The sequence below is a fragment of the Spirosoma horti genome, from assembly GCF_054776595.1.
Genome location: NZ_BAAHBQ010000006.1, coordinates 125,608 through 147,517, shown reverse-complemented (window position 1 = coordinate 147,517; position 21,910 = coordinate 125,608). Strand labels below are relative to the sequence as shown.

At 49.1% G+C, this 21,910-nt stretch carries 23 protein-coding genes; 14 read left to right on the top strand and 9 right to left on the bottom strand.

All coding sequences use genetic code 11. The features are described 5' to 3' along the window. Positions 1 to 47: 47 nt before the first annotated feature. Together ACYVAM_RS19085 and ACYVAM_RS19080 are read right to left on the bottom strand one after the other, a co-directional pair. Entirely contained in the window at positions 48 to 287 is a 240-nt protein-coding gene (locus tag ACYVAM_RS19085; protein ID WP_461069906.1) for a hypothetical protein, read from the bottom strand. A gap of 177 nt (positions 288 to 464) precedes the next feature. Next, on the bottom strand, positions 465 to 1,385 hold the full coding sequence (locus ACYVAM_RS19080) for an ROK family protein (protein ID WP_461069904.1): 921 nt from the start codon (positions 1,383 to 1,385) through the stop codon (positions 465 to 467). A 287-nt stretch (positions 1,386 to 1,672) separates the two neighbouring features. Between ACYVAM_RS19080 and ACYVAM_RS19075 the strand changes: the two genes are divergently transcribed. The 4 genes from ACYVAM_RS19075 (at position 1,673) to ACYVAM_RS19060 (ending at position 4,707) form a co-directional block, all read left to right on the top strand. Next, a complete protein-coding gene (locus tag ACYVAM_RS19075) occupies positions 1,673 to 2,149 on the top strand; it encodes a redoxin domain-containing protein (RefSeq protein ID WP_461069902.1) in 477 nt (158 codons plus the stop codon). A 53-nt stretch (positions 2,150 to 2,202) separates the two neighbouring features. Beyond that, the gene (locus ACYVAM_RS19070) at positions 2,203 to 2,967 is read left to right on the top strand and encodes an SAM-dependent methyltransferase (protein WP_461069900.1); all 765 of its coding nucleotides are present in this window, start codon (positions 2,203 to 2,205) and stop codon (positions 2,965 to 2,967) included. Between the two features lie 206 nt (positions 2,968 to 3,173). Continuing rightward, positions 3,174 to 3,767: a TetR/AcrR family transcriptional regulator gene (locus tag ACYVAM_RS19065; RefSeq protein WP_461069898.1), complete on the top strand. Its 594-nt coding sequence runs from the start codon at positions 3,174 to 3,176 to the stop codon at positions 3,765 to 3,767. 76 nt (positions 3,768 to 3,843) lie between these two features. Further along, positions 3,844 to 4,707 carry an SDR family oxidoreductase gene (locus tag ACYVAM_RS19060; protein WP_461069896.1) on the top strand — a complete coding sequence of 288 codons (864 nt, stop codon included), beginning with the start codon at positions 3,844 to 3,846 and terminating at the stop codon, positions 4,705 to 4,707. A gap of 18 nt (positions 4,708 to 4,725) precedes the next feature. On the opposite strand, the gene ACYVAM_RS19055 is transcribed toward ACYVAM_RS19060, so the two are convergent. The 3 genes from ACYVAM_RS19055 to ACYVAM_RS19045 form a co-directional block, all read right to left on the bottom strand. Next, positions 4,726 to 5,595, bottom strand: a complete 870-nt coding sequence (locus ACYVAM_RS19055) for a YitT family protein (protein WP_461069894.1) — start codon at positions 5,593 to 5,595, stop codon at positions 4,726 to 4,728. 92 nt (positions 5,596 to 5,687) lie between these two features. Continuing rightward, positions 5,688 to 6,596 (bottom strand): cysteine synthase A, encoded by a 909-nt coding sequence (cysK, locus tag ACYVAM_RS19050; RefSeq protein WP_461069892.1) that lies wholly within the window; start codon positions 6,594 to 6,596, stop codon positions 5,688 to 5,690. Positions 6,597 to 6,641: 45 nt separating this feature from the next. Continuing rightward, entirely contained in the window at positions 6,642 to 7,487 is an 846-nt protein-coding gene (locus ACYVAM_RS19045) for a serine O-acetyltransferase (RefSeq protein WP_461069890.1), read from the bottom strand. A gap of 288 nt (positions 7,488 to 7,775) precedes the next feature. Here ACYVAM_RS19045 and ACYVAM_RS19040 point away from each other — a divergent pair, with 288 nt between their 5' ends. The 4 genes from ACYVAM_RS19040 (at position 7,776) to ACYVAM_RS19025 (ending at position 11,441) form a co-directional block, all read left to right on the top strand. Next, the gene (locus ACYVAM_RS19040; RefSeq protein ID WP_461069888.1) at positions 7,776 to 9,014 is read left to right on the top strand and encodes a PQQ-dependent sugar dehydrogenase; all 1,239 of its coding nucleotides are present in this window, start codon (positions 7,776 to 7,778) and stop codon (positions 9,012 to 9,014) included. A 115-nt stretch (positions 9,015 to 9,129) separates the two neighbouring features. After that, a complete protein-coding gene (locus ACYVAM_RS19035) occupies positions 9,130 to 9,618 on the top strand; it encodes a methylated-DNA--[protein]-cysteine S-methyltransferase (protein ID WP_461069886.1) in 489 nt (162 codons plus the stop codon). 17 nt (positions 9,619 to 9,635) lie between these two features. Then, on the top strand, positions 9,636 to 10,691 hold the full coding sequence (locus ACYVAM_RS19030; protein ID WP_461069884.1) for an MBL fold metallo-hydrolase: 1,056 nt from the start codon (positions 9,636 to 9,638) through the stop codon (positions 10,689 to 10,691). A gap of 87 nt (positions 10,692 to 10,778) precedes the next feature. Beyond that, on the top strand, positions 10,779 to 11,441 hold the full coding sequence (locus ACYVAM_RS19025; protein WP_461069882.1) for an SRPBCC family protein: 663 nt from the start codon (positions 10,779 to 10,781) through the stop codon (positions 11,439 to 11,441). A gap of 73 nt (positions 11,442 to 11,514) precedes the next feature. On the opposite strand, the gene ACYVAM_RS19020 is transcribed toward ACYVAM_RS19025, so the two are convergent. The 3 genes from ACYVAM_RS19020 to ACYVAM_RS19010 all read right to left on the bottom strand — a co-directional run bounded on the left by ACYVAM_RS19020 (position 11,515) and on the right by ACYVAM_RS19010 (position 15,665). Further along, complete coding sequence (locus ACYVAM_RS19020; protein ID WP_461069880.1) at positions 11,515 to 12,015, bottom strand: GNAT family N-acetyltransferase; 501 nt, start codon at positions 12,013 to 12,015, stop codon at positions 11,515 to 11,517. Between the two features lie 147 nt (positions 12,016 to 12,162). Next, positions 12,163 to 14,067, bottom strand: a complete 1,905-nt coding sequence (locus tag ACYVAM_RS19015) for a redoxin domain-containing protein (protein WP_461069878.1) — start codon at positions 14,065 to 14,067, stop codon at positions 12,163 to 12,165. Positions 14,068 to 14,198: 131 nt separating this feature from the next. Beyond that, positions 14,199 to 15,665 (bottom strand): sodium:solute symporter, encoded by a 1,467-nt coding sequence (locus ACYVAM_RS19010; RefSeq protein ID WP_461069876.1) that lies wholly within the window; start codon positions 15,663 to 15,665, stop codon positions 14,199 to 14,201. A gap of 113 nt (positions 15,666 to 15,778) precedes the next feature. On the opposite strand from ACYVAM_RS19010, the gene ACYVAM_RS19005 reads away from it, so the two are divergent. The 5 genes from ACYVAM_RS19005 (at position 15,779) to chrA (ending at position 20,062) form a co-directional block, all read left to right on the top strand. Beyond that, positions 15,779 to 16,057 carry an ATP-dependent Clp protease adaptor ClpS gene (locus ACYVAM_RS19005; protein WP_461069874.1) on the top strand — a complete coding sequence of 93 codons (279 nt, stop codon included), beginning with the start codon at positions 15,779 to 15,781 and terminating at the stop codon, positions 16,055 to 16,057. 92 nt (positions 16,058 to 16,149) lie between these two features. Further along, the gene (recR, locus tag ACYVAM_RS19000) at positions 16,150 to 16,761 is read left to right on the top strand and encodes a recombination mediator RecR (protein ID WP_461069872.1); all 612 of its coding nucleotides are present in this window, start codon (positions 16,150 to 16,152) and stop codon (positions 16,759 to 16,761) included. 220 nt (positions 16,762 to 16,981) lie between these two features. Continuing rightward, positions 16,982 to 17,677 (top strand): superoxide dismutase, encoded by a 696-nt coding sequence (locus tag ACYVAM_RS18995; protein WP_461069870.1) that lies wholly within the window; start codon positions 16,982 to 16,984, stop codon positions 17,675 to 17,677. 142 nt (positions 17,678 to 17,819) lie between these two features. Next, positions 17,820 to 18,776, top strand: a complete 957-nt coding sequence (locus ACYVAM_RS18990) for an isopenicillin N synthase family dioxygenase (protein WP_461070841.1) — start codon at positions 17,820 to 17,822, stop codon at positions 18,774 to 18,776. 83 nt (positions 18,777 to 18,859) lie between these two features. Next, positions 18,860 to 20,062 carry a chromate efflux transporter gene (gene chrA, locus ACYVAM_RS18985; protein WP_461069868.1) on the top strand — a complete coding sequence of 401 codons (1,203 nt, stop codon included), beginning with the start codon at positions 18,860 to 18,862 and terminating at the stop codon, positions 20,060 to 20,062. Positions 20,063 to 20,068: 6 nt separating this feature from the next. On the opposite strand, the gene ACYVAM_RS18980 is transcribed toward chrA, so the two are convergent. After that, positions 20,069 to 21,202 (bottom strand): redoxin domain-containing protein, encoded by a 1,134-nt coding sequence (locus ACYVAM_RS18980; RefSeq protein ID WP_461069866.1) that lies wholly within the window; start codon positions 21,200 to 21,202, stop codon positions 20,069 to 20,071. A 210-nt stretch (positions 21,203 to 21,412) separates the two neighbouring features. On the opposite strand from ACYVAM_RS18980, the gene ACYVAM_RS18975 reads away from it, so the two are divergent. Then, positions 21,413 to 21,886, top strand: a complete 474-nt coding sequence (locus ACYVAM_RS18975) for an FKBP-type peptidyl-prolyl cis-trans isomerase (protein WP_461069865.1) — start codon at positions 21,413 to 21,415, stop codon at positions 21,884 to 21,886. Positions 21,887 to 21,910: the final 24 nt, after the last annotated feature.

Below are 21,910 nucleotides of genomic sequence, written 5' to 3'. Positions count from 1 at the left end.
AAAAAGGAACTGCTCACGAGCTAAAGGCCTTAAAGGCCATTGGTGGGTTATTGGTGCATTACATGCACGCCAATCGCCACCAACGACGCCACTAACCAAAGCACAAAGAACGCTCTGGAATAAGGGTTAAGCGTCATATCGTCGGATTTATCAACCAAAAATTTGGAAGTCGATCGTTCCAATGCCTTGCCCAGATGCCGGGCTGTCGGATTGAGGGTCAGCATAGGATGCTTGTTTATGGAAAAAGAGCGAATCTGGACTCGTTTGTTGCTGATGATCACGGTCATAAGATAACTCGTTTTATTCGAAAATAATTATTATAAACTCTATAGACTTAATAGTTTGGTTAAGAACAAGTAATCCGCCCCCGGTAAGAGGGCGGATTGGGAACAAAGCTACTGACCCTTATCCAAAATTCAAATAGTAATGTGTTTTTCGGCTCATTGCTCGCCGAATTGCATAACCTACAGCAACGCGGCCCCAAAAACCCCGGCGCTGTCGCCCAGTTTAGGTTTCAGGAATTTAGTGTTGATTTCCCGGCTGTTGAAAACATATTTCTTGGCTCGTTCGACGCCTTCGGTATACAGCAAATCCACGTTACCAACCCCGCCACCCAGAACAATGGCATCCGGATCGAGGATGTTTATAATGACGGAGACCGCACGGCCAAAATACTCGAGCATTCGGTTTACGGTCTGGCTGGCAATCAGGTCGTTACCTTCCTGGTACCGCTCCATGATCTCCTTCATTGTCCGTTCCTCTCCGCTCAGTTGTTTATAATAGCGTTGCAAAGCTGGTCCTGAAATGACCTGTTCGTTGCACCCGGCTTTTCCACAATAGCAGGGGTAGCCGTTTTCTTCCAGAATATTATGGCCCCACTCGCCACCAATACCCTGTAAGCCATTTAGCACGAATGGCACACCGTCTCGTCCGCGAATTACAACTCCTCCGCCAACACCCGTGCCCATAATCACACCGAAAACGGTCTGAAAATCGGGGACAACATCCGGCACAATGCCCATTGTCGACTCGGCCAGAGCAAAGCAATTGGCATCGTTGGCAACCGAAACGGGTATGCCCAGAAGCCGGGCCAGATCTTGCTTCATCGGTTTACCGTTCAATACCGTTGTGTTGCAGTTTTTCATGGCCTGACGAGCCGGATCGAAGGAGCCCGGCGTACCAAACCCAATTCGGTCGGGCTGAAGGCTGGTTTCGGCTTTCAGCATATCGATGAGCCGAATAATCTGGTTCATAATATGATCGTAGCCTTTATGCGCTTCGGTGTCAATGCGTTTACGAATAATGACGGCGTCGGGAGAAGGAGCGGATAGAATAACACCTTCGATTTTGGTGCCGCCCAGGTCAATACCCCAATAGTTTTGCATTTATTAAAAAGAATAGGTGATGTTGATTTAGGTTGATGACTACGCCTGCTTTATAGCCCTAAGGTTCTGGTTTGTACTCGTTGGCTAAAATCTGCCAACAAGTAAGCGGGACAAAGATGGCTATCCTTTGTGCTTACAGCGTTCCTATATAACCTGATTAATGACAAATTAGCTAGTTTTACCCTTGCTTTTCCTGAATTTTGCCATCAACATACATGTCTTGTTCAGGAATTGCGGAAAGATTCTGTTTCAAATCAACACGCATTAATTTAAAATCAAAAATAAGTATGCTTACTCCCGGCCAAAAAGCTCCCGAGTTTTCGCTCTTTAGCAGTGATAAAAAGGAAGTTACCCTGTCAACGTTTAAAGGAAAGAATGTCGTTATTCTTTTCTTCCCAATGGCTTTTACGAGCGTCTGCACGGCCGAGCTTTGCGAAATGCGGGATAACATCAGTACCTATTCGAATCTGAATGCTGAGATACTGGCTATTTCGGTCGATTCGCCTTTTACGCTGGCTAAATTTAAGGAAGAGCAGAACCTGCCGTTCGATTTATTATCTGACTTCAACAAAGAAGTTTCGCAGGCCTACAACACCTATTATGAAACCTTTGTCATGAATCTGAAAGGCGTTAGCAAACGGTCGGCCTTTGTGATCGATCAGGATGGCGTTATTCAATACGCTGAAGTACTCGAAAGTGCGGGCGATGTGCCTAACTTCTCAGCCGTTCAGCAAACGTTAGAAAGATTGATAAATGATAAATGATTTATTGATGGCATTCAGCATCCATCATTTATCATATATCATTCTTTAATAAAATGGCTTGGTATCATACTTTTTTTCATGGATTACCGCAGGCTGCGTGGAAGGCTGCACAAACAGAGGAACAAACGCATCTTGACCTCGAATTACTCGTGGAAACGCTGGATTTTGGTCCGGATGATCGCTTGCTGGACATTTTCTGCGGTTATGGTCGGCATGCACTGCCGCTGGCGCGGATGGGTGCCCGCGTGACCGGGGTCGATATTTCAGAAGAATACATCACCGAACTGGAAACTGCTGTCAAAGTGGAGAAACTGCCTTTGATTGCCGTTGCTGCCGATTTCCTGACCATACCGGAGACAGACCTTGGGGCGGCTGGCTCATTTGATGCGGCTTACTGCCTGGGAAATAGTTTCAGTTTCTTTCCCAGACCCGACATGCGCACTTTTCTAACCCGCATTGCCCGGTTATTAAAACCAGGGGGGCGTTTTCTGGTGCATACGGAAATGCTTGCCGAATCGGTTCTGCCCGATTACCAGGCCCGTAACTGGCAACCTGTTGGCGAAGACGGCGATGACCCAATTCTATTTCTGGTCGAGAATGAGTATGTTCCCATGGAGAGCCGGATTGACGCCCACCTTACCTATGTTAGGGCCGGTCAGACACAGACCCGCACGGCACAGCATTTTGTATACACCCTGGCTGAACTTCGTGGCTTATTTGTTGACGCAGGTCTGACGATTCTCGATTGCTATGGTACAATTGATGGCGAACCATTTGCGCTTGGCGATGAAGCAGTCTGGATCTTAGCCAAGAGATAATAAGTACGAATTGCTGATTAGTATATAATTATGTTACCTATTGATTTATATTTTTTATTAAATTAACCAGCTGTATATCAGTAATTTATGTATTTTATTTGATTCTATTTTTAACTTTTTTGAGGGTCGTTGTATTATTTCGGTATAAATCCGTAGTTTTCAGTCGATATAACACCGTTAACTGAAGATCGATCGCCTGAAATTGTATGGAAACTATCGAACGCAAACCACGTAGTCGAGAGCAAGCCCGTTCCGGTATCTTGAAGACGGCTAAAACAATTGCCCGTCGGGAAGGCTGGCAAGCCGTTTCGATTCGAAAAATAGCCGACGCCATTGAGTATAGCGCGCCTATTGTCTATGAATATTTTGATAGTAAGGATGTTCTGTTAGATGAAATACGGAATGAGGGATTCCGGCATTTAGCTCAGGAATATGAGCGTATTTTAAAACTTTACCGCGATCCCGAAAAGCGGCTTTACGAAATTTCACTCGTGCAGTGGGAGTTTGCCCGTCATCAGCCAGAAATCTATCAGGTGATGTACAACCTGGATGGCGCCTATTGTACGCTCCCTGTGTATCAATCCGAAACAATGCAGGCCGTGAGCCGGATTGTCCGTGAAATTATCTTCTCGTTTATTCCCAAAGCGGAAGAAAGTATCAAGCGACTTTATTTTCAATGGTGGTCAGTATCGCATGGGACGATTATGCTGGCCATGCTGCTTAAGAACGAACAGTCACTCGATCAGTCAGAACAAATTTATCGGGAAACAATGCGTCGTTTTGTTCGCGATTTGCGGTAACCAGCGCGGAGAAATTCAATTGACTGTTTTGTGAAGAGCAGGCTTTCTTTCTCCCGCACTATCCACCCCACATCTCATGCAAATTGCCGTTATCGGCGCAACAGGGATGCTTGGCCAGCCCGTTACGCATGAACTTATCCGGGCCGGTTTTTCAATTCGGATCATCGCCCGGGATGTTGCAAAAGCACGGCATCTTTTTCCAGCTACCGACGTTGTGGCGGGTGATCTGAACAATGTCGAGAGCTTGGTCAACGCCTTGAGTGGAGTAGAGGCCGTGTACCTGAACCTATCCATCAAACAGACCGAAAAGAAAGATCACTTTCATACCGAAGCCCAGGGCTTGCTCAATCTGATTCAGGCGAGCCGATTGGCGGGCATTCGTCGAATCGGCTACTTGTCGTCGATCATCATTCGGTACCAAGGTATGGATGGGTTTGACTGGTGGGCATTTGAGGTAAAGCAGAAAGCAGTACAGCTTATTAAAGAATCAGGTATTCCGTATAGTATTTTTTATCCGTCCTGCTTTCTTGATTCACTGAATGGTACACAACGGCTGGGTCGTTTTGTGCTGATGGTTGGCCGGTCGGTCGTCAAACCCTGGTATATAGCGGCCCGGGATTATGGGAGTCAGGTGGCGCGGGCGTTTCAATGGGTTCAGGGCGAGCAGAATCAGGAATACATCATTCAGGGGCCGGAAGCCCTCACCCAGCATGAAGCTGCCGAACGGTTTGTGGCTGCTTATAAAAAGGAAAAGTTGATTGTATTGATAATTTCTCCTCTCTTCCTGCAATTGGGACGATTCTTCTCTCAGCAGGCCGATTATGGTCTGCATATCACGAAAGCACTCAATAACTACCCGGAAATTTTCGAGGCCGCCCAAACCTGGACCGATCTGGGTAAACCTTTTACTACTGTGGACCAATTTGCCGCCCAACTGTAGGTATTCCAATGTGTAGAATCAGTGCATGGGCAAACTTTTGACTTTGCCCCCCGCCACATCATCAACGCTATGCTGAATAATGAACGCTTTGGGATCTACTTCAGTAACGATTGTTCGTAAGCGGCTGATTTCGAGTCGGGTAACAACTGTATAAAGGACACTGTCAAGATCCTGATGGCTTCCGTGTTTCCCGTAGCCACCCTCACCTTTGAGGATCGTTATACCCCAGCCTTTTTCAATGATATGTTCCCGAATTAAGGCATTTTGTTTTGAGATGATCAGAACGGCCGTGTATTCTTCAATGCCGTGAATAACGAAATCCACTGTTTTTGAGGCTGCGAAATACGTAATCATGGAGTATAGGGCTGGGTTTATTCCCAGAAAGAAAGCTGCCGCACCAAAAATAAGCACATTGAGGACCAGGATAACATCACTCACTTTCAAAATCGGACTGGTCCGGCTAATCAGTAACGCTGCAATTTCAGTTCCGTCCAGAACGGCTCCCCCGCGCATGGCCAGCCCAATACCTGCCCCAATGAAAAAGCCGCCAAAAACAGCTGTTAGTAATAAATCGGGCGTAACATCCGGGTAAGGGATAACGGCCAGACTGATGGACAGCCCCGTAATAGCCAGCGTACTTTTAAGCGCAAACTGCCTGCCAAATTGCCGATAGCCAAGGCCAATAAAAGGTAAATTGATAACCAAAAGCCAGATCGGTAGCGGTATGCTGACCAGTGACGCGAGGAGCATCGAAACGCCCGTAACGCCACCATCAATAAAATGACTTGACAAGAGAAAGCCTTTGATGCCCATGCCGGCACTAAGTACGCCAGCGACAATGAATGTGGTATCTTTGATTAATCGATATGTAGCTGAATGTCTGAACATAAGGTTGAGTTGTGAGACAATAGGGAAGCAGTAGACTGAATAAACGGGTTGTTCATTCGGTCTACTGATAAATAGTAAATAGACGTATTGGTCTAATATAAGCCGTCTATGGAGAGATAACGTTCGCCCGTGTCGTAACAGAATGTTAAAATCCGGCTTCCAGGGGCAAGACCTGGCAATTTCTTGGCGATAGCAGCCAGCGAAGCGCCGGACGAAACACCAATAAATGTCCCTTCTTCCCGAGCCGACCGACGAGCCATTTCGTAGGCTTCGTCTTTGCTTACCTGAATCACACCGTCCAGGATATCGGTATGTAAGTTTTTTGGGATGAACCCTGCACCGATACCCTGAATAGGATGAGGGCCGGGTGAACCTCCGCTTATGACTGGGGAAAGCTCAGGCTCTACAGCGTATACTTTCAGATTCGGGAATTTCTGCTTGAGGACCTGCCCAACCGCCGTTATATGGCCGCCCGTACCAACACCTGTAATGAGCACATCGAAACCATCGGGGAAGTCCGCCAGAATTTCCTGAGCCGTTGTGTTTACGTGAATATCAATATTGGCCTGGTTCTCAAACTGTTGGGGCATCCACGCGCCGGGTGTCTGGGCAACCAGCTCATGCGCCCGCTCGATGGCTCCTTTCATGCCTTTTTCGCGGGGTGTCAAATCGAATTCTGCCCCGTAAGCCGCCATAATTTTACGCCGTTCGACACTCATCGATTCGGGCATAACCAGAATGATCTTGTAGCCTTTTACAGCCGCCACCATGGCCAGCCCGATGCCGGTATTACCCGAGGTTGGCTCAATGATCGTACTATCCGAGGTTAGCCATCCGTTTGCTTCGGCCTCGTTGATCATCGCCAGCGCAATCCGGTCCTTTATGCTCGCGCCGGGGTTTGCCCGTTCCAGTTTCGACCAGACTTCGAAGCCGGGAAATAAACGGTTTATGCGAACATGAGGAGTATTGCCAATCGTATCGAGAATGGAGACAGCTTTCATAGAAGAAGGGTTTTGGGTTGTACGTCAATGGGGTATCGACGTAAATTAAATAACAAAATTAATGGGTTCTGCCGCTTCGAGCGATTTCACCCGGACATCGGTTTGGTGCTGGTGGAAGACAAGCGAGTGAGCTTCCACGCTGGTCGTGAGCCAAACGTTACCACCAATGACGGAGTCGTGTCCCACGACCGTATAACCTCCCAGAATGGTGGCATTGGCATAGATCACCACATTGTTTTCGATAGTCGGATGGCGCTTTTTCTGAGCCATCGATTTAGCCACGTGTGTGGCACCAAGCGTTACACCCTGATAAATCTTAACGTTATCGCCAATGATTGTTGTTTCGCCAATGACTACCCCTGTGCCGTGATCAATGAAAAATGATTTGCCGATCTGGGCGCCGGGATGAATATCGATACCCGTCTGGCCGTGGGCATATTCCGTCAGCATCCGGGGCAGAAGAGGTACATTAAGTTTAAGCAACTCGTGTGCAATCCGGTAGACCGCAATGGTATAAAATCCCGGATAAACAGCCACGACTTCTTCGATACCAACGGCTGCCGGATCATTATCCGCGATGGCGTGCGCGTCGAACAGCAGGCTGTCATAAATACCAGGTAACTGCTCGAAAAAACGCTCGGTAATGACGACCGGACTTTCAGCCAGGTTTTTCTCCAGCGGATGTAATAAACAAACGAGTTGCTCATTCAGATTCTGGTAAGTCTCTTCGACATGCTGTGAAATGGATTTGCATTCCTGCGTAACCGGAAAAAGCAACCGCATTAACTGGTCGATAAAACGCCCGGCATCTGGTCGGGAGGGAAGCTTATAGCGATAGCGCGCTCGTTGAGTCTGTAAATGATCGAGAAAGGAACTGGTTTCAGTAGTCATATTAATCATTATCTGAATCGAAATCGAAAGAGCAGGCCATTAGCCGTTCGGTGATCTAAAGCATTGGACGTCGGACCGCCGATGCATCGGACCGCCGATGCGTCGGCCCGCCGATGCGGTAGAATTTTTGCCCCGTTTTGTGGAAACACTACACTAATCAGCTATGCCTTAAACGTACATCAGACCGTTTTAAAACAGTGGTTTCGTTGATTTTTAAACAAAAAGCGGGCCGCAAAGTTCGGCGCTAATTTTTGGAACCTGATTTGTAAGAGAAAAATAGGTAAACTAATGAATCAACCTATTATGCTCAGTAAAACTATCATTGCGTTTTTGATTTCTCTGACGGCCACGTCGGGTGTTGCCTGGATAGTAGCAGCCGCTTGTCAGTCATCGAATCAATCGAACTCAATGACGCCAGACTCCACAGGTAGCACCAATACAGGTACCTTATCGGCCAGGGTTGTCAACGCGTATCCAAAATTGACGTTCTCGTCGCCTGTAGAGTACACACATGCCAACGATGGTACAAACCGGGTCTTTGTCATTGAACAGGAAGGCAAAATTCGGGTCTTTGAAAACGATGCCAATACGGCCACGGCCGGTACATACCTGGACATTCGCAACAAAGTCGCATCGGGTGGTGAAATGGGTTTGTTAGGCCTTGCCTTCCATCCCGATTTCAAACAGAATGGCTTTTTCTATGTCAACTATACGAAGAGCAACCCACGCGAAACAGTTGTCAGCCGTTTTAAAGCTTCATCGGCCACTGCGTCGCAGGTCGACCCGGCTTCTGAAGTGATCTTGTTTCGATTTGCACAACCCTATGCGAATCACAATGGCGGTAAGACTCTGTTCGGGCCTGATGGCTTTCTGTACGTGTCTACCGGCGACGGCGGTAGTGGGGGAGATCCTCAGAATAATGGCCAGAATAAGAGCAGCTGGCTCGGTAAAATTCTGCGCGTTGATGTAAACAGCACCGAGAAAGGTCATTATGGTATTCCGGCCGACAACCCATTCAAAGGCAACAGCAAAGGTTATCGGGAAGAGATATTTGCCTACGGACTGCGTAATCCGTGGCGGGTCAGCTTCGATGATGAAGGGCGCTTATGGGCGGGAGACGTTGGTCAGGACAAAATTGAAGAAGTGGATATCATTACGAAAGGTGGTAATTACGGCTGGCGGATCAAAGAGGCCAATGCTGATTATAACGCCAAGGAGAATGCCGTTCCCGAGGCCGAATTAATTCCACCTGTCTATCAGTACAGCCACAGCAAGGGGGACGTATCCATCACGGGTGGCGTTGTGTATGGTGGATCTGCCAACCCGTCCCTGCGTGGAAAATACATCTTCGCCGATTATGCCAGTGGACGCCTATGGGCGCTAACGCCAAATGGAAATAAAACGGCTACTGCCCAGGAACTTATGGCGCAGGCTGGGGCTATTTCAGCCTTCGGTGAAGACCAGAAAAAGGAGATTTATCTGTGTGATTTAGGTACTGGTAAGATACTGAAGTTGGTTGGAAACTGATTCCTCAAATAATTACAAGGCGCATAACAGGTAAAAAAGGTGGCCAGGCATGAGCAGTGGGCACCTTTTTCCGTATATTGATACCTTGTTCCAGGTAAAACTTACCGTTTGCCAAATGACCACCGTTTTTGAATCACCATTGGGTTTAGTGTGCATTACAGGCGATGAGCAGGGCGTTTCTGTTATCTCCTGTACGGATGTCCCGGCCGATAAAACCCCGCCAGATATTTCGTTGCCAGGGCCGGTCGAACAGGCCGTCAATCAGTTGAATGCCTACTTCGCCGGGGAGCGGCAAACGTTCGACTTTCCAATTAATCCGGTTGGTACGGCTTTTCAACAGACGGTTTGGCAGGCCTTACGGGAGGTTCCCTTTGGGACAACACGTTCGTATCTGACCCTAAGCCGACGTCTTGGCGATGAGAAAGCGATTCGGGCAGTAGCGGCTGCTAACGGCCGAAATCCCCTCTGGATCGTGGTGCCCTGCCACCGCATTATCGGTTCCGATGGTTCGCTGACGGGCTATGCCGGTGGATTATGGCGCAAAAAATGGTTGCTGGAACATGAAGGTGCTTTTGCCCGGTCTGGCCAATTATCGCTGTTTTGATCTATTTGACTAAACTTATGGTTCAGTACCTGATGCCTACCGCCTTGTCGTTCCTTACGCTGTCGTGCCTGTTCTTAACTATATCGGCCTGTGCGCCCCGGTATAAAGGTCCCATTACGGATCATTTTAACGGCAAGAAGTTTTTTAATCCGGGTATGCCCGAACGTACCTCGGGTGGTGTGTTGAAATGGTTGCTCCATCGCGATAAGGGCCCCTGGCCAGAGCAGCCCAACGTTTTTGTCGGGGCTCGGCCTGCTACGCGCGTAGAAGGCGATAGCCTGGTTTTGACGTTTGTCAATCACTCTACATTTCTAATTCAAACGGCGGGACTGAATATTCTTACGGACCCTGTCTGGTCGGAGCGGGTGGGCCCCACCTCGTGGCTGGGTATCAAGCGTAAACGGCCGCCGGGGCTTCGACTAGAGGAGTTGCCCCCCATTGACGTGGTCCTGTTGAGCCATAATCACTACGACCACCTCGACTTACCCACGCTTAAGAAACTGGTCAAGGCGCATAATCCGCTGTTCGTGACCCCCCTCGGCGTGTCTTATTTGCCCCGCTCGGTTGACGGCCGCATTGCGCATGAACTCGACTGGAACGACACGTTACGGGTGAATGATAAACTATTGTTAAGCTGCACGCAGGCTCAGCACTTTAGCAATCGGGGCATCGGTGATCGGGAAGAAACCCTCTGGTGCGGCTATCTTCTTCATACGAGTTTTGGGACCATTTATTTTTGTGGTGATAGTGGCTACGGCCCTCATTTTAAAAAGATTGCTGATCAGGCCCAACGGTCAACAACGGGGCCAATCAAACTGGCCTTGCTGCCTATTGGATCCTACCGACCCGAGTGGTTCATGGCTCCCGTTCACGTTTCGCCAGCGGGAGCTGTGCAGGCATTTATCGATTTGAAGGCGCCCCAGGCTGTAGGTATTCACTTTGGCACCTTCCAGCAGGGAGATGATGGACTGGCCGAGCCTGCTGATGACTTACGGAAAGCATTACAGGTGGCAAAAATTCCAGAAAGCCAGTTTCTGGTGCCGAAAGAAGGACATCCAATGGTGTTTAAGTAATTTGCCGTATCCAACAAAACAAGAACGGCAACGTTAATCAAGTGAACAGATAGGCAATGATGTTGCCCAAACAGACGCAAATGCTTTATGAAGTTATTTCGGTTAGGATGCTATCTGACAGTATTGATCGGTAGTTTCGGTTTCCCCCTGAAAGCAGCACGGGCGCAGGAAAGCTGGCATTTGGCGAAAGATAAAGATCAGATTCAGGTTTATACGCGCAATATACCCGGTAGCCGGTCGACCGAACTAAAGGTCGAATGTACAATGGCCGGTACGCAGAGTCAGTTGGTGGCGCTGCTGTCCGACATTGCTAATTATAAAAATGTGATCTACAAAACGAAGTCGGCGCGGTTGATCCGGCGGGTAAGCGAAACCGAGTTATTTTATCATGTCGTTACCGCCGTGCCCTGGCCGGTGAGTGATCGTGATATGGGTGTCCAACTGACATTTGCGCAGGATCCGGCCTCAAAAGTATTGGAAGTGAAAGGGGTTGGTGTGCCTAACCTGGTGGCGGCTCAACCCAACACGGTGCGTATTGCCGACTGGCTGGCCATTTGGAATGTTCGGCCGATAGCTAAACAACGGATGCAGGTTACCTACACCTGTCGACTCGATCCGGGTGGCGATATTCCTGCCTGGCTCGATAACGTAGCTGCGGCCTCAAGCGCTTATCAATCGTTTGTCTTGATTCGGAATAGCCTGTCTTTGCCCCGTTATCAGGGAAAAACCTTCGCCTTTTTGAGTAACTAAGGAAAAATTAAAGAGAACGGCCCGCCAAATACAACATGTTGTGTTTGGCGGGCCGTTCTCTTTAAGGCGCTTTCTACAATTTCTTCTCATAGGCCAGAAAGCGTAGCCCTGGTCGAAAACTAAGCGTAATCTCGCCCGCATATTGGTAACCCAATTTAGGGAAAAGCTTTTGCGTAACCTGGTTCTCTGAGTTTGTATCGATGCGTAGATAGGCAATCCCCCGCTCAATGGCTACCTGTTCGGCCTGGTTCAGTAATGCAACGGCTACACCCCGCCCCTGGAAAGCCGGGTCCACTGCCAGCCGGTGGGTTACAATGGCGCGCTGGCTCAGGTCGAAGCCAACCTGCGCGTACTCGGGTTCCTGATCCTCCGTGATGGCCGACACGCCCGCCAGTAATCCATCAACAATGGCCACCCAAAGCTGATTCCTGGTAATGTCCGCTTCGAATACGGCATGGTTAGGGTAGTGCTCATCCCACTGGAAATTACCGGATTTGCGCATTAGAGGAACAACTTGGCGGATGAGGTGCATCAGCGCGGGTAGATCAGTAGCCGTAGCCAGGCGAACAGTCATTGGAAGTAACTTGTTAATTTGACGCAAATACGGTATTTTGTCGATAGGTAACTAAACCGTAAACCGTTCTTCCCTTCACGCAAACACTTCCGGCTGAGCCTGTGCTGCCCGGTTTCATGTTTGACCTGACACTGTTAAGCCGTTAACTTATTTTCCTTCTTTTAGCATCTCAACCACCATACTGAGTTCATTGACCGTTGTTTCAGGGTTGCCGGAATAGCCGATGGTCCGGTACCGAACGCGACCGTCTGGACCAATGACGACTTTGGTTGGTATACCCTGGACTTTATAGGCATTCGCCACTTTCTGCTGCGTATCGAGCGGTACTACGAAGTTGTACGTATTCCTGTTCATGAAGTTGTGGACCCGTTGCAGGGGGCCACCTTCGCGCGTGTTGACAAACAAAAACCGAACATTCGGGTCGTTTTGGAATCGTGTCTGAGCTTGCTGCATGGCCGGAAATGACGCAATGCAGGGGCCACACCAAGTTGCCCAGAAATCGAGCACAATGACTTTTCCCTTAAAGGCCGACGACGAAATGGTCCGGCCCTGTAAATCGGTGAGTGAAAAGGACGGAGCTGGTTCGTTAATAAGTAATTGCCGAAGTTCGTCCCGCTGATCAGCGCGTAGATCGGCTTCCAGATTGGTCATATAGGTATCCGCTTTGGCCATGGTATTACCGGATTGTTTGGCATACCAGTCGCGGAGGGTCGTTTTAAGGCCGGGCGTTGCTTTCCCGATCTGCACCGCAGCCTCGGCCATTGGCTGGGCTTCAGCCACATGATTTGTTCGGACAGCGCACAAAAAATAACGTTCTGTAATGCGTGGGTCACTGTTATCGATATCATCGGGGTTGATGAACTCCTGATACATTGGATAGGCTTCGGCGTATCTACCCTGTTGTTCCAAGGCCCGGGCATAGGTATTGACCAACTGCCGGTGTCGGGTTTGCTTTTCCGTTTCCCAGTTTCCCACCGCCGTTTTCGGTTTGGGCTGCGTTTTCAGGATGTCCATTGCCCGCTTGATCAGCACTTCAGCTTCGGGTAAGGAACGCCGTTCGTCGGCCAATTGAAATGCCATCGTATTCAGCATCAGTACATCGATATGTGATGCGGGCTGTTGTTCCACAAACGTGACCAGGCCTTTGATGTCATTGTTTTTAAAGTAACCGTCGGTCATCAGTACGGTCAGGGCGGGCAGATACGACGAAGTAGGAAATTCCGTCAAAAATGCCTGATAAGCCACTTTCTTCCGGGTCCAGTCCGACTCGTTCCGAATGGCCATGGATCGGTCTTTCTGCACCAGCGAACCCGTGGGCTCGATTAACTTCTGCCGTTCGCGCAGGGCATTTGCTTTCGGGAAGTCGCCCATACTTTCATACAATTGGGCCGCCGTAGTCAGTTCAGCGCTTGTTGGTGTTGGGCGGGAGGCCAGGTAAGATTCGATGCCTGCTTTTACTTTCGGACCGTAGCCGGGTTTTCGCTGCTTGACCTGGGCCGCCAGCAGGTCTGACCAATATTGTGGACGAAGATCAGGGTTTTGTAGAATCTCGTGCTCATACACCGTCACCACCCAGTTTGGGTCATATTTGGCTCCTGCCTCATAAATAAAATGACTGCGTGTAAAGACGGATGCTTGCCCCCCCGTTGCGTGCGGAAGGGGCCGCCCCGTGGGGTCGCAAGCCGGAATGACGTATAATTGCCCTTTGTTCAGATCGGCCCGTTTGGGTTGTTTACTGTTCCTGAAAAGAAGCATCAGTCCAGCCACGTCCCGTTTAGGAAGAACCAGTTGACCCACATATTCATTGCCTACGCGTGTCAATGCAACACTTGCTGGTTGGCTAAGCTGCATGGCGTTGGGAGCACCATAGCGCACATAGCGGCCCTCGATCGTGCTGTCAGCCGCCAGCGGAGTCGTTTGGGGTGAGTACGTAAAGGACACTACCTGCCCAAGCTGTGGCCGTTCAGGCGAAAAACAGAATTGCGCTCTGGCAACGGATACGGTCAGAACGACCAAAAGGAACGTGATGAGGTAGGTAGGGCTAGGCTTCATAACTGAGTTGAGATCACCGCTGATCGGTTGTCAACGAAGATACGGGAGAAGAAAATAAGCGCGACAATCCTGGTTGTATTTATTCCCCTTAGTTGATAAGGTGCCGAAACTATACCGGCGTCAGTGATCGGTTAAACGGCTACAGCTTCTGTTTCTTTGATAACGGGTTTCGATACGGCCCATAGTCCGATAAACGTGAACAAGCCGTTCAGCAGGAGCCGTTCGAAGCCAAACTGATAGCCCCCGAACCAGGCCGCCGAATGCTCGTTGACATAATAGGTGAGCAGGGGCGAGGCCACGCAAATCCAGGGCACAAACCGATCCATAACCGGGCGTTTACTGAATATTCCGAAGGCATACAGCCCCAAAAGCGGGCCATAGGTGTAGCCTGCAATGTCAAAAACAGCCGTAATGACTTCTTTGCTATTGACTTGCCGGAAAATGATAATGACGATGTAAAACAGGATGGAAAAGCCAATGTGAACGATGTGTTTAATTCGGGAACGTTCAGCTTCCGATTTACTTTCGACGTTCATAAAGTCTACACAGAATGAGGTCGTTAGAGCCGTTAGGGCCGAATCGGCGCTGGCGTAGGTGGCGGCCGTAATCCCTAACAGAAAGGTAATACCCACGAGCAGGCCGAGGTGATTCAGCGCGAGCATGGGATATAGGTCATCGGTGCGGGCGGGAATCGCGATGCCTTCCCGTTGAGCATACACATACAAAAGCACACCCAGTGACAGAAACATGAAGTTGACGAAAACAAGCGTAACCGTAAACCAGAACATGTTTTTCTGGGCTTCGCCGATGTTTTTGCAGGTCAGGTTTTTCTGCATTAAATCCTGATCCAGACCGGTCATGACAATGGCAATGAAAGCGCCTGAGATGAACTGTTTAAAGAAGTTCTTGGGGTCGTTGGCATCCCAGTAAAACACCTGCGACATCGAATTGTCCTTCACCGTTCGGACCAGATCGCCGAATGAGAAGCCTAACTCCTTCGAAATCAAAACGATGGTTAGTACAACGGCCGTTACCAGAAACACGGTCTGTAAAGTGTCGGTCACGATAATTGTCTTTACGCCCCCTTTGAAGGTATAAATCCAAATTAAAGCGATGGTTATAAGCACGGATACCTCAAATGGAACGCCCAGGGGCGTGAACAGGGCAATTTGAAGGACACCGGCAGCAACATAGAGCCGCACGGCTGAGCCAACCGTGCGCGCCAGCAGAAAAAAACCGGCTCCGGCCTTATACGACCAAAAGCCAAACCGTTTTTCGAGATAGCCGTAAATGGAAATCAGGTTCAGCCGGTAGTAGAGCGGCATCAGAACGGACCCAATGACAATATAGCCGATAATATAGCCCAGCACGACTTGAAAATACGAGAAACCGATCTTGCCCACGGCGCCCGGCACGGAAATAAAGGTGACGCCCGACAACGACGTGCCAATCATCCCAAAAGCCACTAACCACCAGGGAGACTGCCGGTTGGCCGTAAAAAAAGCATTCGTGTCAGCTCCTCGGGCGGTGTAGAACGAAACGGCAATCAGCATCCCGAAATAAGCAATCAGAATGACTAAAGCGAGGGTGGTATTCATAGAAAATCAGGCAACTTTTTAGGCCAAAATCGGGTTCTTTTATAGCGTGGCACTGGTTTTTTAAAGTGCCCATTTTGCCGTAAATTTGCTAAATAAATACCATATTATCTCCTATGCAACCTTTTGAAGAAACCGGTGTGGACGTACTCGACGAAGTTGTTGCAACCGATGTCCATAACCTCGTGGTCTTCAACGACGAAGTCAACACGTTTGAGCATGTCATTGAAACGCTGATTGACGTTTGCGGACACACAGCCGAACAGGCGGAGCAGTGTACACTGCTCATTCACTACAAAGGCAAATGTTCCGTTAAGAACGGCTCATGGGAAGAACTCGTGCCAATGCGCAACGAAATCTGCCGACGCGGCATTTCGGCTGAAGTCTTGAACTAATGATGAATGATGAGTTATGAATGATTAATATTCATGGTTCATCAGCGCATTGGCGACCAGTCATCATTTATCATTCCTAATTCATCATTCTTTTGGAGTATCCATCTAAACTTATAGAAGACGCGGTGAACGAGGTGTCGAAACTGCCGGGAATTGGGAAGAAAACGGCCCTCCGGCTGGTGTTACACCTGCTCAAACGTGATGAAGAACAAACCGAGACGCTGGCCCAGAGTCTGACGGCCATGCGTACTAAAGTCAAGTATTGTCGCAAATGCCATAACCTATCCGACCATGAGTTATGCATGATTTGCGCCAGTAACAAACGAGATCAGTCGATCATTTGTGTTGTCGAGGATACCCGCGACGTGTTGGCTATCGAGAATACATCGCAGTATAAAGGCCTCTACCACGTGCTGGGCGGTATTATATCACCCGTTGAGGGCATTGGCCCAAGCGATCTGCAGATCGATTCGCTCATTACCCGGTTGCGCAGCGACGAAGGCGAACACGTACGCGAAATCATCCTGGCGATCAGCCCCACTATGGAAGGGGATACAACGGCGTTTTACCTTCAGAAGAAACTCAAACCATTCAATTTCAAAATCTCGACGATCGCACGTGGCATCCCGATCGGGGGCGACCTCGAATATGCGGATGAAGTTACGCTCGGACGTAGCATAGTAAGCCGGATTGCTTACGATTAATGGTCGATGAAGTACGTGGTCCGGCGTTTTAACCGGGTTGCTGGATTAATTTTTTGCAGCGATCCGTCCGAAACGCCGGACCATTCGATTTCGGATACAAAAAACTCCTTTCTTTGCGTCTCTGACCGTTGGTTTGTTGAACATTCGCCAATCTGGGCTGTTCAGTTTAACAACCTGTGTGGTCACAGGCGCTTTTTTGTTTCCCAAAACCAACATTCGCATGAATCGCTCCGAGTTTTTGAAACTGGCCTTCGGTGCATCCGCCGGTTTAGTTGCCTTCCAGTCTTTAGGATTTGCGCCAGTACAGGCTGAAGGGCCGTTCAAACTGGCTCCGCTACCTTATGACGCAGGTGCGCTTGAACCACACATCGACAAGATGACTATGGAAATCCACCACGATAAACACCACAAAGCCTATGTTGACAACCTCAATAAAGCCGTTGCGGGAACAGACATGGCCAAGATGGATATTGACGCGTTGGTGAAAAGTGTGAGCAGTACGACACCACCCGCCGTTCGAAACAATGCGGGCGGGCATTGGAATCACACCTTCTTCTGGAATATAATGGGTCCTAACGCGGGGGGCGCACCAAAGGGTGCTCTGGCCGAGGCCATCAACAAGAAATATACGTCGTTCGATAATTTTAAAACCGAATGGGGTAAAGCCGCTACCGGTCGTTTCGGGTCAGGCTGGGTGTGGTTAATTAAAAATGGCAATGACGTTGAAATCGTTTCGACGCCCAACCAGGACAACCCACTAATGGCCCTGGCTGAGAAAAAAGGGACCCCCGTAATGGGACTTGATGTCTGGGAACACGCCTATTACCTGAAATACCAGAACCGGCGCCCCGAATACGTCACTGCCTTCTGGAATGTAGTCGATTGGAACAAAGTCGGCAAGCATTTCGGAGCCTGATATCGTTAACTAGGTAGAGACCGGCCCGCCGGTTTGGCAACCCCTTGCGTCTCCTGTGCGGTAGCAAAACCATCCGGCACAGGAAACGCAAGGGGTTGCGTCTCTACTAACATTACGTATTTTTGTGAAAATAGTTGATGCCATGGCAGGAGAAGAATTATATAATGAAATACCATCGCTGGATTTGGCGGATTTTACATCCGGTGATTCCGAGCGAAAAGCGAAATTTGTACAGGATTTAGGCCGGGCATTTAATCAGATTGGCTTTGTTGCAATTCGGAACCATGGTTTGACCAGCGAGCTGACGAAGCGTCTTTATGAGTCGGCAAGGGCTTTTTTCTCGTCGCCCGATTCGATTAAACAGAAATACGAACACCCTGAACTGAACGGACAGCGGGGGTATATCGGGAAGGGTAAGGAAACGGCAAAAGGATTTAAAGTTGCTGACTTAAAGGAGTTCTACCACATTGGGCAACCCGAGCCGGAGGGTGATATGCCTGCCAACGTATTACCCGAAGAGGTTCCTGAATTTGGCGAAGCGACCGTGGTTGCTTACCGTACGCTCGAAAACGCGGGCAAGCAACTCCTGCGGGCTATTGCGCTTTATCTGGAACTTCCCGAAACGTATTTCGATGATAAAGTAAAAAACGGCGACAGTATTCTGCGGGCATTACACTACTTCCCTCTTGATCCTGACACAACGCCGGATGGAGCTGTACGGGCTGCTCCGCATGGCGATATTAACCTAATCACGTTGCTGATGGGGGCGTCGGCCGATGGACTGGAAGTGCTCCGACGTGATGGTAAATGGATTGGGATTACGGCCCTGCCCGACCAGGTTGTGGTGAACGTGGGTGATATGCTCGACCGGCTTACCAACCATAAATTGAAATCGACTATTCACCAGGTGGTGAACCCGCCACGGGAGAAAATGAATCAGTCCAGGTATTCGATTCCCTTCTTTATGCACCCGCGCGCGGAGATGGATTTGACCAGCCTGGACAGTTGCATCGATGCCCAGCATCCGAAGATATACGTGGATATGACGGCTGGCGAATTTTTGAACGAACGGTTAATTGAACTTGGTCTCAAAAAGTAGCTATCTTCATGGTGATGATTGATTATCAAGTCCATCGGCAAGAATGTGCGCGATCAGTCAATCATCACAGATAACCGCCACGTATGCTGCCTTACCTGTCTACTGTTCAGCCCGTACGCCGAATCCGCCTTTTCATCTTTCTAAAAGATGTGCTGATTCTGGCGCTAACGACGTTTGGCGGGCCACAGGTTCACCTGGCCATGTTTTATGAGCGGCTTGTGCTGAAGCGACGCTACCTGACCGAAGAGGAACTGCTGGAACTGAATGCGCTGGGGCAGGTATTGCCAGGACCAACGTCTACCCAGACAATTACCGCTATTGGCTTTAAAATTGGCGGGCCTAACCTCGCCTACATTACCCTGCTGATTTGGGTGTTGCCCGCCGTAAGCATCATGACGGCCGCTGGAATGGGTATCTATTACTTGGAACAGCAAAAATTGTCTCTCCAGTTTGTCCGCTTCATTCAACCAATGGCCGTAGGGTTCATGGTGGTAGCTGGCTACCGAATCGGGCAAAAAGTCATTAAGAATAAAACCAGTCTGGCGCTGGCACTGCTGGCTGCAGTGGTAGCTTACCTATTCCGGTCGCCGGTCATGACACCCATTGTGCTGCTGGTTGGCGGTCTGACAACCGCCCTGACCTACCAGCAGCAGGAGCGAATGGAGAAAAAGCCCCTGCATGTGCAGTGGGCTAATTTTTTTCTGTGGTTTGGTGTGTTCATCGGGGCGGCTACGCTTGGGGCCTATACGCAGCTGCTGCCCGTGCGCTTGTTCGAGAACTTCTACCGGAATGGTAGTTTCGTTTTTGGTGGGGGACAAGTGCTGACGCCCATGCTCTACAACGAGTTTGTTGCCTTCAAACACTACCTGACTCGTGAAGAATTTTTGTCGGGGCTCGGGTTAGTACAGGCCGTACCGGGCCCCGTTTTTGCTTTTGCGTCCTACATTGGTGCTTTATCCATGCGCGACGCCGGGCTTAGCGGCCAGTTCTGGGGCAGTTTTATTTCAACCGCTGGTATTTTCCTGCCCGGCACCTTTCTCATCTTCTTTGTTTATCGTTTTTGGGAGCAATTGAAACGGTACCGGGTTGTGCGGGCGTCGCTGGAGGGCATCAATGCGGCCAGCACGGGTTTAACGGCAGCGGCTGCTATCGCCCTGTTTGAACCCATGGCTCCCTACTGGCCATCGGTAGTGGTGGTGATACTGACGATTGGTGTGCTCTTATACACCAAAATTCCGCCTTATGTGCTGATAGTCATTGGCTTGGTCGCCGGGGCTATCCTATAGCGACCCCTATTCCTTTTTCAGCAACGCTTTCAATGTGTCCTGAAGGTCTTTCAACGACATATCCCGTCCGATTATCGTTTTATGAGTGTCGATGAGTAAGTTATCGGGAACTCTTGAAACCGTATAATTGGCTTTTACGTCGAATGCGCTAGGATTAGACAGGACGACAGGCCATGGTAAGTTTTCTTTCGCAAAAGATTCCTGGCCGGCTTCTCGATTAGACTCATTCGAAACAGTAATAATTTCCAGGCCAAGTGGATGATACTGTGCGTAAAGTTTTATCAATGCATGGTGTCGGAGCTGGCAAGAGGCCATAAAACTCACTGAATAGTCAAGTAAAACGAGTTTGCCCTGCTGATCGGCTAATCTAATTGTGTCTCCGTTCGTGGTGGGCCAATCAAAAGGATGTGCCTTCTGGCCCACTTTATTCCGGGCCAACATTTCACGTATCTGTTTATAAGAGGAATAGGAGCGGAAAAGCGCTAATTCATTAAATAAGGCTAGCGTTTTCGAATAAGGTAAGCGAGAAACATGGGACGCAAATATATACCAGCTTGAAGCGGCCTCTGGACTTTCCATAATTAGCTGGCTTACCACCTGATTATACGCATCAGCCAGTGAGTCAGCAGTGGGCTCAAAGTTTAGTAAAGTCGTAGAAGGTGAATTGACTAATAATGAATCAGTTACGCTTTTCGTAGCAAAAAAATCATCTCTTACTTTGTCATGCGACTCATCGATCTCATGTAATAATTCTCGTTGATGAAGCCATAGCTCGCTGCTTGGCGAGCCGGTAATAAGTGGCTGAGCAAATACTTTAGGGTCGAATGCAATATCAACTCGGGGCGCATCAAGGAAAAAATGAATATCTTCGCTGTTGCCCTCCAGCCAGATGTAGGCTGGACTATATTCGATCAGATTGACGGTGAAGACTGCATGCCTATTCGCCACAATGGCTGTATCAATTAACGGAGGTTGGTGCAGAAGGTTAACCACTAACTTCGCTTCTTTACCCTCCCAACCAACGGGCAAAAAACAGTCAATACGGCTCATCAGCTGCGCATTTGCCGGAATAGACATGCTGAAGCTATAGAGAACGAAACTCAAAAGTGGCAGGAGGTTAATTGGTTTCCGTTGACGCATAGGTATTGACAGAAAAGAAGGATAAACCTACAGGATAAATCACGAAAAAGAAATCATTCAGGTCACGTGCAGCAATACGCTTTTGTGTGGGTAAATTCGTTGTAAATAGCCCCGAGTATCTGTTTCTGCGTAGCTTTGGCTATATTCTCTATATCTAATCCATTCACAAAAGCGAGCCGTACCTGTTGTACGGTTGGCTAAGTACAGTTTATGAAAAAATACGTATTTGCCCTCTTAGGCTGGGCATTAATGGCCGGTAGTTGCCAGCAAGCCGATCAGCCCTGTACGGAGACCGTTGTGTCAACCAAGGCACCGCAAGAGGAAACGGCTTCGCTGAAACATTATATAGAAACCAATCATATACCCGCCAAAGCCGATGACCGTGGTTTCTATTATACCATCGAGTCGCCCGGTTCGGGAAATAAGCCAACGGCCTGCTCCAATGTAACCGTTAACTACAGTGGCAAACTCACTAATGGAAAAACCTTCGATAGTGCTTCGGGAATCAGCTTTAACTTGGGCCAACTCATTATAGGCTGGCAGGAGGGCATTCCGTTAGTGGCTCCCGGCGGTAGCATCACGCTCTATCTGCCCCCGAGTCTGGCTTATGGTTCGCAGGAGCAGGGTGAAATTCCGGCTAATTCAATCCTGGTTTTCAAGATTGATCTGGTCAAGATTAACTAAAAACGGGATAGGACTTTAGGCGTG